The organism is Streptomyces beigongshangae, assembly GCF_019710745.1.
Lineage (GTDB): Bacteria > Actinomycetota > Actinomycetes > Streptomycetales > Streptomycetaceae > Streptomyces > Streptomyces beigongshangae.
Genome location: NZ_JAHKJW010000051.1, coordinates 45,346 through 58,975, shown reverse-complemented (window position 1 = coordinate 58,975; position 13,630 = coordinate 45,346). Strand labels below are relative to the sequence as shown.

Here is a 13,630-nt window from a genome sequence, read left to right as displayed (position 1 = left end):
CCGAGGGCGCGGGGGCCGCCGAGGGCGCGTACGCGCCGGGCACCCCGGGCGAGCGGCGGCTGGCGGCGGCCTGGGCCGAGGTGCTGGGCGTCCCCGGCGACCGGATCGGCCGCCGGGACCACTTCTTCGAGCGCGGCGGCACCTCGCTCGCGGCGGTGAAGCTGGCCGTCGCCCTGGACCGGGCGATCACCCTCGAGGACGTCACCCGCCACCCGGTCCTCGCGGACCTGGCGCGGCTGCTCGACGGCGCCCGCCGGGAGGCCCCGTGAGGTGGACCGGCCGCCGGGGCCGGACCCCGGCGGCGGAACTCACCGAGGAACGCGCCGCCGAGGAACGCGCCGAGGACCATCCGCGGGAGCACCCGCACACCCACGTGCCGGACGACCGGCGCACGACCGGAGGGAACCACACGATGACGTCCGCCTCCCCGGGCTCCCCGGGCTCCCCGGGCTCCCCGGGCCCCACGGCCCTGCTGCCCGACCTCGACCTGCGCCCCGGCAGCCCGCCGGTCCTGCGCGCCGACGTGGCGGGCGACCCGGCGGGCTGGGCGGCGGCGCACCGCGACGCGCTGCGCGCCGTGGTCGCCGGGCACGGCAGCGTCCTGGTCCGCGGTCTGGGACTGGGCGACCCGGACACCACCGCGGACGTCTTCCGGCGCCTGGCCGACGGCCTGATGCCCGACCGGGAGTCCTTCGCGCCCCGGCGGACGTACGCGGACGGCGTGTACTCCTCGTCCAAGTGGCCGCCCAACCAGCGGATGTGCATGCACCACGAGCTGAGCTACGCGCTGGAGTTCCCCCGCCTCATGCTGTTCGCGTGCCTCGACGCGCCGGACGGGGGCGGCGCCACCGCGGTCGCCGACGCGGCGGCCGTGCTGGACGCGCTGCCCGGCGCCCTCACCGAGCGGTTCGTACGGGAGGGGTGGCTGCTCACCCGCACGTACAACGACGAGATCGGGGCCACGCTCACCGAGGCATTCGGCACCGCGGACCGCACCGCCGTGGAGCGCTACTGCCGGGCCCGCGCGATCGAGTTCGCCTGGCAGGGCGACGGCTCCCTGCACACCCGGCAGCGCCGCGCCGCGGTGGCCCGTCATCCCGTCACGGGGCAACGCTGCTGGTTCAACCAGATCGCCTTCCTCAACGAGTGGACGATGGACCCCGAGGTGCGGGAGTACCTGGTGGACGTCTACGGGACCGACGGGCTGCCCTTCAACACCCGGTACGGCAACGGCGACCCGATCGGCGAGGACGTCGTGCGGCGGATCAACGAGGTGTACGAGGCGCACACCCTGCGCGAGCCGTGGCGCTCCGGCGACCTGATGCTCGTCGACAACATCCGCACCGCGCACGGCAGGGAGCCCTTCGAGGGCCCGCGCGAGGTGCTCGCCGCGCTGGCCGACCCGGTCCGGCTCACCGGCAGCGCACAGACGACCGAAGCGAGGACCGCATGACCGGCACGGACCGCACGGCACAGCCGGCGCCGGGGGCTCTCACCCCTCCCCCGTTCACCGTGATCTCCGGGACCCAGGTGCAGCAGGCGCTGGAAGGGCAGGAGGCCCGTATCGCGGACCTCGTCGAGGAGGTGTACCGGCTGCACGGGGCGGGCGACTCGGTGAACCCGCCGTCGTACTTCCTGCGCTTCCCGGACCGCCCCTCGTCCCGGATCATCGCGCTGCCGGCCTCGATCGGCGGCCCGGTCCGGGTGGACGGCCTGAAGTGGATCTCCAGTTTCCCCGGGAACACGGCGGCCGGGCTGCCGCGTGCCTCGGCCGTGCTGATCCTCAACGACCACGACACGGGCTACCCGTTCGCCTGCCTGGAGAGCTCGATCATCAGCGCCACCCGGACGGCGGCCTCCGCCGCCCTCGCGGCCGACCGGCTCAGCCGCGGCCGGGCCCGCCCGGCCCGCGTCGGCTTCGTCGGCACGGGCCTGATCGCCCGCTACGTCCACAGCCATCTGACGGCCACCGGCTGGTCGTTCGAGGAGACCGGGGTGTTCGACCTGTCCGCGGACAGCGCGGCCGGCTTCGGCGGCTATCTGGAACGCTCGGGCGCCAAGGGCCGGATCACCGTGCACGGCGGTGCCGAGTCGCTGATCCGCTCCAGCGACCTGGTGGTCTTCGCCACCGTGGCGGGCGAGCCGCACGTCCACGACCCCGGCTGGTTCCGCCACGCCCCGGTGGTGCTGCACGTGTCGCTGCGCGACCTGGCACCCGAGGTCCTGCTCGCCTCGGCCAACTTCGTGGACGACGTCGAGCACTGCCTGAAGGCGGAGACCTCGCCGCACCTGACCGAACGCCTCACCGGGGGCCGGGACTTCCTCGACGGCACGCTGGACGACGTGCTGTGCGGACGCGTGGACGTACCGGCCGACCGGACGGTGGTCTTCTCGCCCTTCGGCCTCGGGGTCCTGGACCTCGCGGTCGGCAGGTTCGTCCACGACGAGGTGGCCCGGCGGGGCGAGCCGCACGTCGTGGACGGGTTCTTCCACGAACTGCGCCGGTACGGCTGACCGGCGGGGCGCCGTGCCGCACGGGACGCGGGCACGGCGCCGCACGAAGGCCGCATGAGGAGGGGGACATCATGCCCGTCATATCCGATCCTTCGGAGTTCAACGAGGACGAGCTCTACGTCGACCTGCGGGCGACGCTGGGGCTCGCGCTCTTCCTGAAGTGCGAGGGGTTCAACTTCGCCGGGTCGATCAAGATGAAGGCGGCCACCGAGATGGTGGACGCCGCCGAGCGCGGCGGCGTCCTGCGACCGGGGTCCGTCCTGGTCGAGTCGTCGTCCGGGAACCTGGGCGTGGCGCTGAGCGTGCTCGCCGCGAGCCGCGGCTACGGGTTCCTGTGCGTGACCGACGCGCGCTGCAACCCGGCCACCCGGCGGATGATGGAGGCCCTGGGCAGCGCGGTCCACCTCGTGGACGAGCCCGCCCTGCACGGCGGCCTCCTGGGCGCCCGGATCGCGTACGTGCGCGCGCTGTGCGCCGCGGACGACCGGTACGTCTGGCTCAACCAGTACGCCAACCAGGGCAACTGGCGGGCGCACTACCGCACCACGGCGCCCTCGATCGCCCGCCGCTTCCCGGACCTGGACGTGCTGTTCGTCGGGGCCGGCACGACCGGCACCCTGATGGGGTGCGCGCGCTGGTTCTGGCAGTGGCGGCGCCGGGTGCGGATCGTCGCGGTGGACAGCGTCGGCTCGGTGACCTTCGGCGGGCCCGCGCGCCCCCGGGTGATCCCCGGCCTGGGCATGGGCGTCCGTCCGCCGCTGCTCGACAGGTCGTACGTCGACGACGTGGTGCACGTGGAGGAGGCGGACACCGTCCGCGTCTGCCGCCGGCTGGCCGCGCGGGGGTTCCTCTTCGGCGGCTCCACCGGCACGGTGGTGAGCGGGGCGTCCGCCTGGCTGGAGCGGCACGGGGACCGGGACCTCACCTCGGTGGCCATCGCCCCCGACCTCGGCGAGCGCTACCTGGACACGGTCCACAGCCCCACCTGGTCCGCGAGCCCGCACCAGGCCGGGGACACGCTCGGCTCCGGCGACCTGGCCGCCCTCTCGCGCCCGGCCTGAGGCGGACGGCGGCGCACCGGCGTACGGCGCGCGGGGGGTGCGGCGGGAGTTTGGTGACGATCGCCGCACCGCGGGTAGGTTCGCAGACATGGCAGCCAGCACCCACACCGTGACCAACCAGGCTCCGCCGCTGGTCGCGTACGACCTCTACAACGCCGACCGGGCCCTGGTGGAGGCGGTCGAGCGGCACCTCGATCCCGCGCTGCTCGACGGGGCGCGCGACGAACTCACCTCCCTCGGGCACACCTCCGGCTCCGCGCAGGTGCAGAAGTGGGGGGAACTGGCCAACGAGAACCCGCCGAAGCTGCGCACCCACGACCGCTACGGCGAGCGCCTGGACGAGGTCGAGTTCCACCCGTCCTGGCACCGGCTGCTGGGCAAGGGCGTGTCGGCGGGGCTGACGGCCGCCTGGTCGCGGCCCGGCGGGCACGTGCGGCGCGCGGCCGGCTTCCTGGTGTGGAGCCAGGTCGAGGCGGGCAACGGCTGTCCGCTGTCGATGACGCACGCGGCGGTGCCCGCGCTGCGCGCCGACCCGGCGCTGGCGGCCGAGTGGGAGCCCCGGCTGACCTCCACGGTCTACGACCAGGACCCGCGGCCGGCCGCCCGGAAGGCGGGCGTGCTCTTCGGGATGGGCATGACGGAGAAGCAGGGCGGCAGCGACGTCCGCGCGAACACGACGGTCGCGCGGCCGCTCGCCGAGGACGGGACGTACGAGCTGACGGGCCACAAGTGGTTCTGCTCGGCCCCGATGTCGGACGGTTTCCTGGTGCTGGCGCAGGCGGGCCCGGCCGGGCAGGAGGGCCCGACCTGCTTCCTGGTGCCGCGCGTGCTGGCGGACGGCACCCGCAACGTCTTCAGGATCCAGCGGCTCAAGGACAAGCTGGGCAACCGGTCGAACGCCTCCGCGGAGGTCGAGTTCGACGGGACCTGGGCGCGCCGGGTCGGCGACGAGGGGCGCGGGGTGCGCACCATCATCGGGATGGTCGCGGCGACCCGGCTCGACTGCGTGCTCGGCTCGGCGGCGCTGATGCGGCAGGCCGTCGCACAGGCCGTGCACCACTGCACGTACCGCGAGGCGTTCGGCGGCAGGCTGCTCGACAAGCCGCTGATGCGGAACGTGCTGGCGGACCTGGCCCTGGAGTCCGAGGCGGCGACGACCCTCGGACTGCGCCTCGCCGCCGCGTACGACGACGGCGGCGAGCGGGAGCGGGCCTTCCTGCGACTCGCGGTGCCGGCGGCGAAGTACTGGGTGACCAAGCGGTGCACACCGGTCGTGGCGGAGGCGCTGGAGTGCCTGGGCGGCAACGGGTACGTGGAGGAGTCCGGCATGCCGCGGCTGCTGCGCGAGTCGCCGCTCAACTCCATCTGGGAGGGCGCGGGCAACGTCCAGGCCCTCGACGTGCTGCGGGCCCTGCAACGGGAGCCGGCCGCGCTGGACGCGTACCTCCGGGAGGTCGGCCTGGCGCGCGGTGCCGACCACCGGCTGGACGGCGCGATCAAGGACCTGCTGACCGACCTCGCCGACCTGGGCGGCGTCGAGGGGCGCGCCCGGCGGCTGGCCGAGCGGATCGCGGTGGTGCTCCAGGGCTCGCTGCTGGTCCGCTTCGCGCCGCCGGAGGTCGCCGACGCGTTCTGCGCCTCGCGCCTCGGCGGGGACTGGGGGACGTCCCTGGGGACGCTGCCGCACACCCTCGACCTGGCGTCGGTGGTGGAGCGGGCACGGCCGGTGTCCTGACGTCCGCCGGCGCGGGAGGCGGTCGGTGCCGCGGTGGCGCGGCACCGTGCCCCGCGCGCCGGTTCGCGACCTATTACGGGGTTTCGGCCTGGCTCGCCACCCTCTGCCGTACCATCCTTCTCACGGCCCCCCACATCCGTCTCCTCCGGCCCAACCGTCGGATCGAGGGAGGCAGTTGGCCGCCGACGGGAGGACGCATGACGTATCGGGGCAGACACCGCCGCCGGAAGAAGGGGCGTGTCCTGCGGGGCGCCCTGTCCGCAGCCGCCCTCGGCCTCACCGCCGCCGCCACCATCATCACCACCTCGCAGGCCGCGGGCAGCGACAACCCCGGCCCGCTGACACCGCTCACCTCGGCGTCCGAGACGGACAAACTGCGACTGCGCGAGAACCTGGTCGCCGGGTCGACGCTGGACACGCTGGAGAGCGGCATGGGCGGGGCCGTCGGCGTGGACGAGGTCCTCNGCTGGACACGCTGGAGAGCGGCATGGGCGGGGCCGTCGGCGTGGACGAGGTCCTCCGCAGCGCCGACCACCCGATGCGCAACAGGGCCGACTGCGCCGCCACCGAGTCGGCCGCCCTGCCCGTCGAGCCGGCCGCCACGCGCGCGTACTGCTGGGACGCCGAGGACGCCACGACGCAGAAGTGGCTGCCGCGGTCCGTCACCACCTCCGGGGACGCCGACGCCGACGGCAGATGGGGCTCCGACCGGGTGATCCTGGCCGGCTGGACCCACAACGACCGGCGGGCCGGCGGGCCGGCGGGCGACAAGGGGCTGGCCAAGGTCGCCTTCATCGACGCGAACGACCCGGAGAACCTGAAGTACCGCTGGGTCCTGCTGGTCGCCCCGCTCGCCGGCGGCAAGGACTTCGGCGCCGTCCGCTCCCACGTCGGCGGCATGGTCTGGTACCAGGACAAGCTGATCGTGACCGCGAGGAACGGCGCCGCCCACAACAGCGCCCTGTTCGTCTTCGACATGAACCGCATCCTGCGGGCCGACGTGGACGGCGCCGAGGTGGGGAAGGTCGACGGCGGCTGGTCGGCGCGCGGCCACCGGTACGTGCTGCCGGCCGTCGGCTCGTACCACCTCGCCGGCGGGGCGTGCAGCGCGGGCGACGACAACGGCCGGCCCTGTTTCGCCTCGGTCTCCCTGGACCGCACCTCGACCCCGGACAGCCTGGTCGCGAACGAGTGGTTCAGCCCCGGCGGCTCCGAACCGGCCCGGGTCTGGCGCTACCACTACAGCACCGCGAGCGACCGCACGGGCCTGCTCGCCGGGGACGCCCGGGGGGTCGTGGACGCGGACGAGGCGTACGAGACCGAGGCCGTCGGGCTCCGGGGCGTCCTCTCCCACAAGCCGGACGGGGCGGACGAGGCCGACTGGTACACGGGCCACGCCCCGGGCGGCCGCGACCGGCACGGCACGCTCTGGCGCCAGGACGGGAGCGCCGCCAAGGCCGCGCAGTGCGGATCGGGCGGAACGTCGTACGCCTGCTGGGGGCGGCGCACCGAGTCGCTGTCGTACTGGCGGGAGACCGGCGAGCTGTGGACGCTCACCGACGGGGCGGCGGACAAGGACGGCGCGTGGAAGCCGCCGGCGGCCCCGGAGCGGGTGCTGTACGCGGTCCCGCTGTCGGCGGTCGACGACTCGGTGCAGTGACCGCCGTCCGGGGGCCGGCCCGCTTTGGGTGAAGGCCCGCCCCCGTGGTTCGCTGAGCCGTATGAGCATCGCTGTGACCACCTGGTCCCTGGAGCAGACCTCCCCGGACGACCTGCTGCCGGCCGCCGCGCCCGACGGCGACGTCCGGATCATCCGCGCCGAGGTGCCGTCCCCCGAGTTCAGCCGCTTCCTGTACGCCTCCGTCGGCGGGGACATCCGCTGGACGGACCGGCTCGGCTGGACGTACGCGCGGTGGCAGGAGGACCTGCTGCGGCCGGGCGTGGAGACCTGGGTGGCCTACGACCGCGGGACCCCCGCCGGGTACGTCCAGCTGGAGGCGCAGGACGAGGGCGTCGTGGAGATCGTCTACTTCGGGCTGGTCCCGGCCTTCCGCGGCCGCCGCATCGGCGGTCACCTCCTCTCGTACGGTGCCGCGCGGGCCTGGGACCTGGCCGGGCGGTGGCCGGGCCGGGTGCCGACGAAGCGCGTCTGGCTGCACACGTGCAGCAAGGACGGGGAGCACGCGATGGACAACTACCTGCGCCGGGGCTTCAAGCTCTTCGGCACCGAGGTGCGGGAGGAGCCGGAGGTGGCCGCGCCCGGACCGTGGCCCGGAGCACTGGCCGGCTGAGCCGGACCGCGTGCCCCTCCACCTCCTCCCCATCTCCTTACCTCTCCACCTCCTTGTCCACACTTCGGGACAATGATGTCCGTATCGTGGATGATGCTGGACTGCGTCCAGAACGCCGTGACACGCTTCCGCCATGTCCGGAACCGGGATCGCCTTGGTGAGTCGACGCCACGTCGACCTCGGCCGCATGTCCAGCGCCATCTGTCCGGTCCGCTGACCCGTCGCGCCGGAGGCCCCGCCCCGCGCCCGGCACCGCCGACATTTCCCTGTCTCGACCTGCGCAATGACGCGCACGTATGCCCGTATGCGCCCACAGGCGCAGGTCAGAGCCGCATCCGCCGGTCCCGAAGGACGTAGAACCATGGCCGCCACGCCTCAAGATCCCGCTGCCGCCGCGCCCCGCCGCAAGGTGAGCCGTCACCGCGGCGAGGGTCAGTGGGCCGTGGGTCACTTCACCCCGCTCAACGGGAACGAGCAGTTCAAGAAGGACGACGACGGTCTCAACGTGCGGACACGCATTGAGACGATCTACTCCAAGCGGGGCTTCGACTCGATCGACCCCAACGACCTGCGCGGCCGTATGCGCTGGTGGGGCCTCTACACCCAGCGCAAGCCCGGGATCGACGGCGGCAAGACCGCGGTCCTGGAGCCGGAGGAGCTGGACGACAGGTACTTCATGCTGCGGGTGCGGATCGACGGCGGACGCCTCACCACCCGGCAGCTGCGCGTCATCGGCGAGGTCTCGCAGGAGTTCGCGCGCGGCACCGCCGACATCACGGACCGCCAGAACATCCAGCTGCACTGGATCCGCATCGAGGACGTGCCGGAGATCTGGAACCGGCTGGAGGCCGTCGGGCTGTCCACGACCGAGGCGTGCGGTGACACGCCCCGTGTCATCCTCGGCTCGCCCGTCGCCGGCATCGCCGAGGACGAGATCATCGACGGCACCCCCGCCGTCGACGAGATCCAGCGCCGGTACATCGGCAGCAAGGAATTCTCCAACCTGCCCCGCAAGTTCAAGACGGCGATCTCCGGCTCGCCGCTCCTGGACGTCGCGCACGAGATCAACGACGTCGCGTTCGTCGGGGTCGAGCACCCCGAGCACGGTCCCGGCTTCGACCTGTGGGTCGGCGGCGGGCTGTCCACCAACCCGAAGATCGGCGTCCGCCTCGGCGCCTGGGTGCCGCTGGACGAGGTGCCCGAGGTCTGGGCGGGTGTGATCGGCATCTTCCGCGACTACGGCTACCGGCGGCTGCGCAACAGGGCCCGTCTGAAGTTCCTGGTCGCCGACTGGGGTCCGGAGAAGTTCCGCCAGGTCCTCCAGGACGAGTACCTCGAGCGGGGACTGGTCGACGGACCGGCGCCGGCCCAGCCCTCGCAGCGCTGGCGCGACCACATCGGTGTGCACCGGCAGCGGGACGGCCTCCACTACGTCGGCTTCGCCCCGCGCGTGGGCCGCGTGGACGGCACCACGCTCACGAAGGTCGCCGAACTCGCCGAGGCGCACGGCTCGGGCCGGATCCGTACCACCGTCGAGCAGAAGATGATCGTGCTCGACGTGGCGGGGGAGCGGATCGACTCCCTGGTCGAGGGCCTTGAGGCGCTCGGTCTGCAGGCCAGGCCGTCCGCCTTCCGGCGCGGCACGATGGCCTGCACCGGCATCGAGTACTGCAAGCTCGCCATCGTCGAGACCAAGGCGCGCGGCGCCGCACTGATCGACGAACTGGAGCGCCGCATCCCCGGCTTCGACGAGCCGATCACCATCAACATCAACGGCTGCCCGAACGCCTGCGCCCGTATCCAGGTCGCGGACATCGGTCTCAAGGGCCAGCTGATGCTGGACGACAAGGGCGAACAGGTCGAGGGCTACCAGGTGCACCTGGGCGGCGCGCTCGGCCTCGAAGCCGGGTTCGGCCGCAAGGTCCGCGGCCTGAAGGTCACCGCGGAGGAGCTGCCCGACTACGTCGAGCGGGTCCTCAAGCGCTTCGAGGAGCAGCGCGAGGACGGCGAGCGCTTCGCGGCCTGGGCGACCCGCGCCTCCGAGGAGTCCCTGACATGAGTGAGCGTGCGGCGCCCTTCCACTGCCCCTACTGCGGTGACGAGGATCTCCGTCCGGGGGAGCAGGGGCACGGGGCGTGGGAATGCGCGGCGTGCAATCGGGCCTTCCAGCTGAAGTTCCTCGGGCTGCTGGCCCGGGGGGTTCAGCGCAACGACGGCGGAGGGGACGAGATATGACGACCGTTCAGGCCGGTACCGGTACGGACGCACAGCTCCGGGCGCTCGCCGAGCAGGCGGGCCGCGACCTGGAGGACGCCTCCGCCCTGGAGATCCTGCGGTGGGCCGCCGACACCTTCGGCAGGCGGTTCTGCGTGACGTCCTCGATGGAGGACGCGGTGGTCGCCCACCTCGCGTCCCGCGCCCTGCCCGGCGTGGACGTCGTGTTCCTCGACACGGGCTACCACTTCCCCGAGACCATCGGCACCCGGGACGCGGTCGAGGCCGTGATGGACGTCAACGTCATCACGCTCACCCCGCGGCAGACCGTGGCCGAACAGGACGCGGAGCACGGGCCCGGGCTGCACGACCGCAACCCCGACCTGTGCTGCGCGCTGCGCAAGGTCGCCCCGCTGGAACAGGGACTCACCCGGTACCGCGCCTGGGCCACGGGCCTGCGCCGCGACGAGTCGCCGACCCGGGCGAACACCCCGGTCGTCGGCTGGGACGAGAAGCGCCGCAAGGTCAAGATCTCGCCGATCGCCCGCTGGACGCAGGACGACGTGGACGCGTACGTCGCCGAGCACGGTGTCCTCACCAACCCGCTGCTGACGGACGGCTACCCGTCCGTCGGCTGCGCCCCCTGCACCCGCCGCGTGCTGGAGGGCGAGGACGCCCGCGCCGGCCGCTGGGCGGGCAGCGCGAAGACCGAGTGCGGACTGCACGGCTGACCATGACCGCGACGACCACGACGACCACGACGACTGCGACGACCGCGCCGCCCGCGACCGCTCCGACTTCGACGAACCAGGAGAACCACGTGACCGGAGCCACCGTCTGGCTCACGGGTCTGCCGAGCGCCGGCAAGACCACCATCGCGTACGAGCTGGCCGGCCGGCTGCGCGAGGAGGGCCACCGCGTCGAGGTGCTCGACGGCGACGAGATCCGTACGTTCCTGACGGCGGACCTCGGCTTCAGCCGCGAGGACCGGCACACCAACGTCCAGCGCGTCGGCTTCCTCGCCGACCTGCTCTCCCGCAACGGCGTCAAGACGCTGGTACCGGTCATCGCCCCGTACGCCGACAGCCGCGAGGCCGTGCGCAAGCGCCACCGGGCGAGCGGCGCCGCGTATCTGGAGGTGCACGTCGCGACACCGGTCGAGGTGTGCAGCGAGCGGGACGTGAAGGGCCTGTACGCCAAGCAGGCGGCGGGCGAGATCTCCGGGCTCACCGGGGTCGACGACCCGTACGAGGAGCCCGAGTCGCCGGACCTGCGCATCGAGTCGCACACCCAGTCCGTGCAGGAGTCCGCGGCGGCGCTGTACGCGCTGCTCGCCGAGAGGGGTCTCGCGTGACGACGACCGTCGCCCATGTCTGCGCGGAGGGGACCGGCAGCCCGTACGCGCTGTCGCATCTGGACGCGCTGGAGTCCGAGGCGGTGCACATCTTCCGCGAGGTGGCGGGGGAGTTCGAGCGGCCGGTGGTCCTCTTCTCCGGCGGCAAGGACTCCATCGTCATGCTGCACCTCGCGCTGAAGGCTTTCGCCCCCGCCGCGGTGCCCTTCTCGCTGCTGCACGTGGACACCGGGCACAACTTCCCCGAGGTCCTGGAGTACCGCGACCGCACGGTCGGGAAGCACGGTCTGCGCCTGCACGTGGCCTCGGTGCAGGACTACATCGACCGCGGTGTCCTCAAGGAGCGCCCCGACGGCACCCGCAACCCGCTGCAGACCCTGCCGCTGACGGAGAAGATCCAGGCCGAGCGGTTCGACGCGGTCTTCGGCGGCGGACGCCGCGACGAGGAGAAGGCCCGCGCCAAGGAGCGCGTGTTCTCCCTGCGCGACGAGTTCTCCCAGTGGGACCCACGGCGCCAGCGTCCCGAGCTGTGGAACCTCTACAACGGCCGCCACGCCCCCGGCGAGCACGTACGCGTCTTCCCGCTGTCCAACTGGACCGAGCTGGACGTGTGGCAGTACATCGCCCGCGAGGGCATCGAGCTGCCGCAGATCTACTTCGCCCACCGGCGCGAGGTCTTCAAGCGCGCCGGCATGTGGCTCACCGCCGGTGAGTGGGGCGGGCCCAAGGACGGCGAGAGCACCGAGACCCGCCTGGTGCGCTACCGGACGGTCGGCGACATGTCCTGCACGGGTGCCGTGGACTCCGACGCCACCACCCTGGACGCCGTGATCGCCGAGATCGCCGCCTCCCGGCTCACCGAGCGGGGCGCCACCCGCGCCGACGACAAGATGTCCGAGGCCGCGATGGAAGACCGCAAGCGCGAGGGGTACTTCTGACCATGACCAGCACCATCGAGCCCGCCGGGCCCACCGAGCCGCTGTCGGTCGAGCAGCTGTCCGAAACGACACTGCTGCGCTTCGCGACCGCCGGGTCGGTCGACGACGGCAAGTCCACCCTCGTCGGCCGCCTCCTGCACGACTCCAAGTCGGTCCTCACCGACCAGCTCGAAGCCGTCGAGCACGCCTCGCGCAACCGCGGCCAGGAGACCCCCGACCTGGCCCTGCTCACCGACGGCCTGCGCGCCGAACGCGAACAGGGCATCACCATCGACGTGGCCTACCGCTACTTCGCCACGGCCAGGCGGCGGTTCATCCTCGCCGACACCCCGGGGCACGTGCAGTACACCCGCAACATGGTCACCGGCGCCTCCACCGCCGACCTGACCGTGGTCCTCGTCGACGCCCGCAACGGCGTCGTCGAGCAGACCCGCCGCCACGCCGCGATCGCCGCCCTCCTGCGCGTCCCCCACGTCGTCCTCGCCGTCAACAAGATGGACCTCGTCGACCACCGGGAGCCCGTCTTCGCCGCCATCGCCGAGGAGTTCACGGCGTACGCGTCCGAACTGGGCGTTCCCGAGATCACCGCGATCCCCATCTCCGCGCTGGCCGGGGACAACGTGGTGGAGCCCTCCGCGAACATGGACTGGTACGGCGGGCCCACCTTCCTGGAGCACCTGGAGACCCTCCCGGTCAGCCACGACCTGGCGACCTGCCACGCGCGGCTGCCCGTGCAGTACGTGATCCGCCCGCAGACCGCCGAGCACCCGGACTACCGCGGGTACGCGGGCCAGATCGCGGCCGGCGCGTTCCGGGTGGGCGAGCGGGTCACCGTACTGCCCTCGGGGCGTACCTCGCGGATCGCCTCCATCGACCTGCTGGGCGAGCCGGTCGACGTGGCCTGGACGACGCAGTCGGTGACGGTCCTCCTGGAGGACGACATCGACGTCTCGCGCGGCGACCTGATCGTGCCGGCCCAGGACGCGCCCGCGATCACGCAGGACGTCGAGGCGACGGTCTGCCACGTGGCCGACGCGCCGCTGACCGTCGGCCACCGCGTGCTGCTCAAGCACGGCACCCGCACGGTCAAGGCGATCGTCAAGGACATCCCGTCGCGGCTGACCCTCGACGACCTCTCCCTGCACCCGCACCCGGGCCGGCTGGTCGCCAACGACATCGGCCGCGTCAAGATCCGCACCGCCGAGCCGCTGCCGGTGGACTCCTACGCCGACTCCCGGCGCACCGGTTCGTTCATCCTGATCGACCCCGCCGACGGCACCACGCTCACCGCGGGCATGGTCGGCGAGTCCTTCGCCTCGCCGGAGCCGGTCAGGGCCGGGGCGGACGACGACGGGTGGGACTTCTGACCATGAACACCACCGATGTCTACTCCACGTTCGCGAAGGAGGGCGGCCGCGTCGGCAGCGGTGCCCTCGGCGCCGGGCAGGGCGGAGTCGCGCGATGTGCGTGAAGACGTACGCGCACCGCCTGCGCGCCCTGTCCCCCCGCCCGCCGTCGCGGAT

14 protein-coding genes are annotated in these 13,630 nt (G+C 73.1%); all 14 read left to right on the top strand.

Annotated features, from left to right (window positions below):
• On the top strand, nt 1–269 hold a 269-nt coding region (locus KM933_RS30420), incomplete at its 5' end, for an acyl carrier protein (RefSeq protein WP_260334385.1).
• Between the two features lie 143 nt (nt 270–412).
• Nucleotides 413–1,453 carry a TauD/TfdA family dioxygenase gene (locus tag KM933_RS30415; protein WP_221358150.1) on the top strand — a complete coding sequence of 347 codons (1,041 nt, stop codon included), beginning with the start codon at nt 413–415 and terminating at the stop codon, nt 1,451–1,453.
• The gene (gene sbnB, locus KM933_RS30410; RefSeq protein WP_221358146.1) at nt 1,450–2,514 is read left to right on the top strand and encodes a 2,3-diaminopropionate biosynthesis protein SbnB; all 1,065 of its coding nucleotides are present in this window, start codon (nt 1,450–1,452) and stop codon (nt 2,512–2,514) included. The genes KM933_RS30415 and sbnB overlap by 4 nt, the downstream gene beginning before the upstream one ends.
• A gap of 71 nt (nt 2,515–2,585) precedes the next feature.
• Entirely contained in the window at nt 2,586–3,575 is a 990-nt protein-coding gene (gene sbnA, locus KM933_RS30405; protein ID WP_221358145.1) for a 2,3-diaminopropionate biosynthesis protein SbnA, read from the top strand.
• Between the two features lie 88 nt (nt 3,576–3,663).
• Entirely contained in the window at nt 3,664–5,310 is a 1,647-nt protein-coding gene (locus KM933_RS30400) for an acyl-CoA dehydrogenase family protein (RefSeq protein ID WP_221358142.1), read from the top strand.
• Between the two features lie 487 nt (nt 5,311–5,797).
• Nucleotides 5,798–6,970 (top strand): hypothetical protein, encoded by a 1,173-nt coding sequence (locus KM933_RS30395; protein WP_308013594.1) that lies wholly within the window; start codon nt 5,798–5,800, stop codon nt 6,968–6,970.
• A gap of 61 nt (nt 6,971–7,031) precedes the next feature.
• Nucleotides 7,032–7,601, top strand: coding sequence for a GNAT family N-acetyltransferase (locus KM933_RS30390; RefSeq protein WP_221358140.1), 570 nt, complete (start codon nt 7,032–7,034; stop codon nt 7,599–7,601).
• A 133-nt stretch (nt 7,602–7,734) separates the two neighbouring features.
• Complete coding sequence (locus tag KM933_RS40730; RefSeq protein ID WP_349817346.1) at nt 7,735–7,818, top strand: putative leader peptide; 84 nt, start codon at nt 7,735–7,737, stop codon at nt 7,816–7,818.
• Nucleotides 7,819–7,962: 144 nt separating this feature from the next.
• The gene (locus KM933_RS30385; RefSeq protein WP_221358131.1) at nt 7,963–9,660 is read left to right on the top strand and encodes a nitrite/sulfite reductase; all 1,698 of its coding nucleotides are present in this window, start codon (nt 7,963–7,965) and stop codon (nt 9,658–9,660) included.
• Nucleotides 9,657–9,836: a hypothetical protein gene (locus KM933_RS30380; RefSeq protein ID WP_221358129.1), complete on the top strand. Its 180-nt coding sequence runs from the start codon at nt 9,657–9,659 to the stop codon at nt 9,834–9,836. Before KM933_RS30385 ends, KM933_RS30380 begins: the two co-directional genes overlap by 4 nt.
• A complete protein-coding gene (locus KM933_RS30375) occupies nt 9,833–10,546 on the top strand; it encodes a phosphoadenylyl-sulfate reductase (RefSeq protein WP_221358123.1) in 714 nt (237 codons plus the stop codon). Before KM933_RS30380 ends, KM933_RS30375 begins: the two co-directional genes overlap by 4 nt.
• 2 nt (nt 10,547–10,548) lie before the next feature.
• Nucleotides 10,549–11,169: an adenylyl-sulfate kinase gene (cysC, locus tag KM933_RS30370; RefSeq protein ID WP_221358115.1), complete on the top strand. Its 621-nt coding sequence runs from the start codon at nt 10,549–10,551 to the stop codon at nt 11,167–11,169.
• Complete coding sequence (gene cysD, locus KM933_RS30365) at nt 11,166–12,107, top strand: sulfate adenylyltransferase subunit CysD (RefSeq protein WP_221358114.1); 942 nt, start codon at nt 11,166–11,168, stop codon at nt 12,105–12,107. The genes cysC and cysD overlap by 4 nt, the downstream gene beginning before the upstream one ends.
• Before the next feature lie 2 nt (nt 12,108–12,109).
• Nucleotides 12,110–13,474 (top strand): sulfate adenylyltransferase subunit 1, encoded by a 1,365-nt coding sequence (locus KM933_RS30360; protein ID WP_221358113.1) that lies wholly within the window; start codon nt 12,110–12,112, stop codon nt 13,472–13,474.
• The last annotated feature ends 156 nt before the right edge of the window (nt 13,475–13,630 follow it).

Bases quoted from the DNA above. Each gene is read 5' to 3' on its own strand.
- KM933_RS30415 (WP_221358150.1), top strand. From the start codon at position 413: ATGACGTCCGCCTCCCCGGGCTCCCCGGGCTCCCCGGGCTCCCCGGGC.
- sbnB (WP_221358146.1), top strand. From the start codon at position 1,450: ATGACCGGCACGGACCGCACGGCACAGCCGGCGCCGGGGGCTCTCACC.
- sbnA (WP_221358145.1), top strand. From the start codon at position 2,586: ATGCCCGTCATATCCGATCCTTCGGAGTTCAACGAGGACGAGCTCTAC.
- KM933_RS30400 (WP_221358142.1), top strand. From the start codon at position 3,664: ATGGCAGCCAGCACCCACACCGTGACCAACCAGGCTCCGCCGCTGGTC.
- KM933_RS30395 (WP_308013594.1), top strand. From the start codon at position 5,798: ATGGGCGGGGCCGTCGGCGTGGACGAGGTCCTCCGCAGCGCCGACCAC.
- KM933_RS30390 (WP_221358140.1), top strand. From the start codon at position 7,032: ATGAGCATCGCTGTGACCACCTGGTCCCTGGAGCAGACCTCCCCGGAC.
- KM933_RS40730 (WP_349817346.1), top strand. From the start codon at position 7,735: ATGTCCGGAACCGGGATCGCCTTGGTGAGTCGACGCCACGTCGACCTC.
- KM933_RS30385 (WP_221358131.1), top strand. From the start codon at position 7,963: ATGGCCGCCACGCCTCAAGATCCCGCTGCCGCCGCGCCCCGCCGCAAG.
- KM933_RS30380 (WP_221358129.1), top strand. From the start codon at position 9,657: ATGAGTGAGCGTGCGGCGCCCTTCCACTGCCCCTACTGCGGTGACGAG.
- KM933_RS30375 (WP_221358123.1), top strand. From the start codon at position 9,833: ATGACGACCGTTCAGGCCGGTACCGGTACGGACGCACAGCTCCGGGCG.
- cysC (WP_221358115.1), top strand. From the start codon at position 10,549: ATGACCGCGACGACCACGACGACCACGACGACTGCGACGACCGCGCCG.
- KM933_RS30360 (WP_221358113.1), top strand. From the start codon at position 12,110: ATGACCAGCACCATCGAGCCCGCCGGGCCCACCGAGCCGCTGTCGGTC.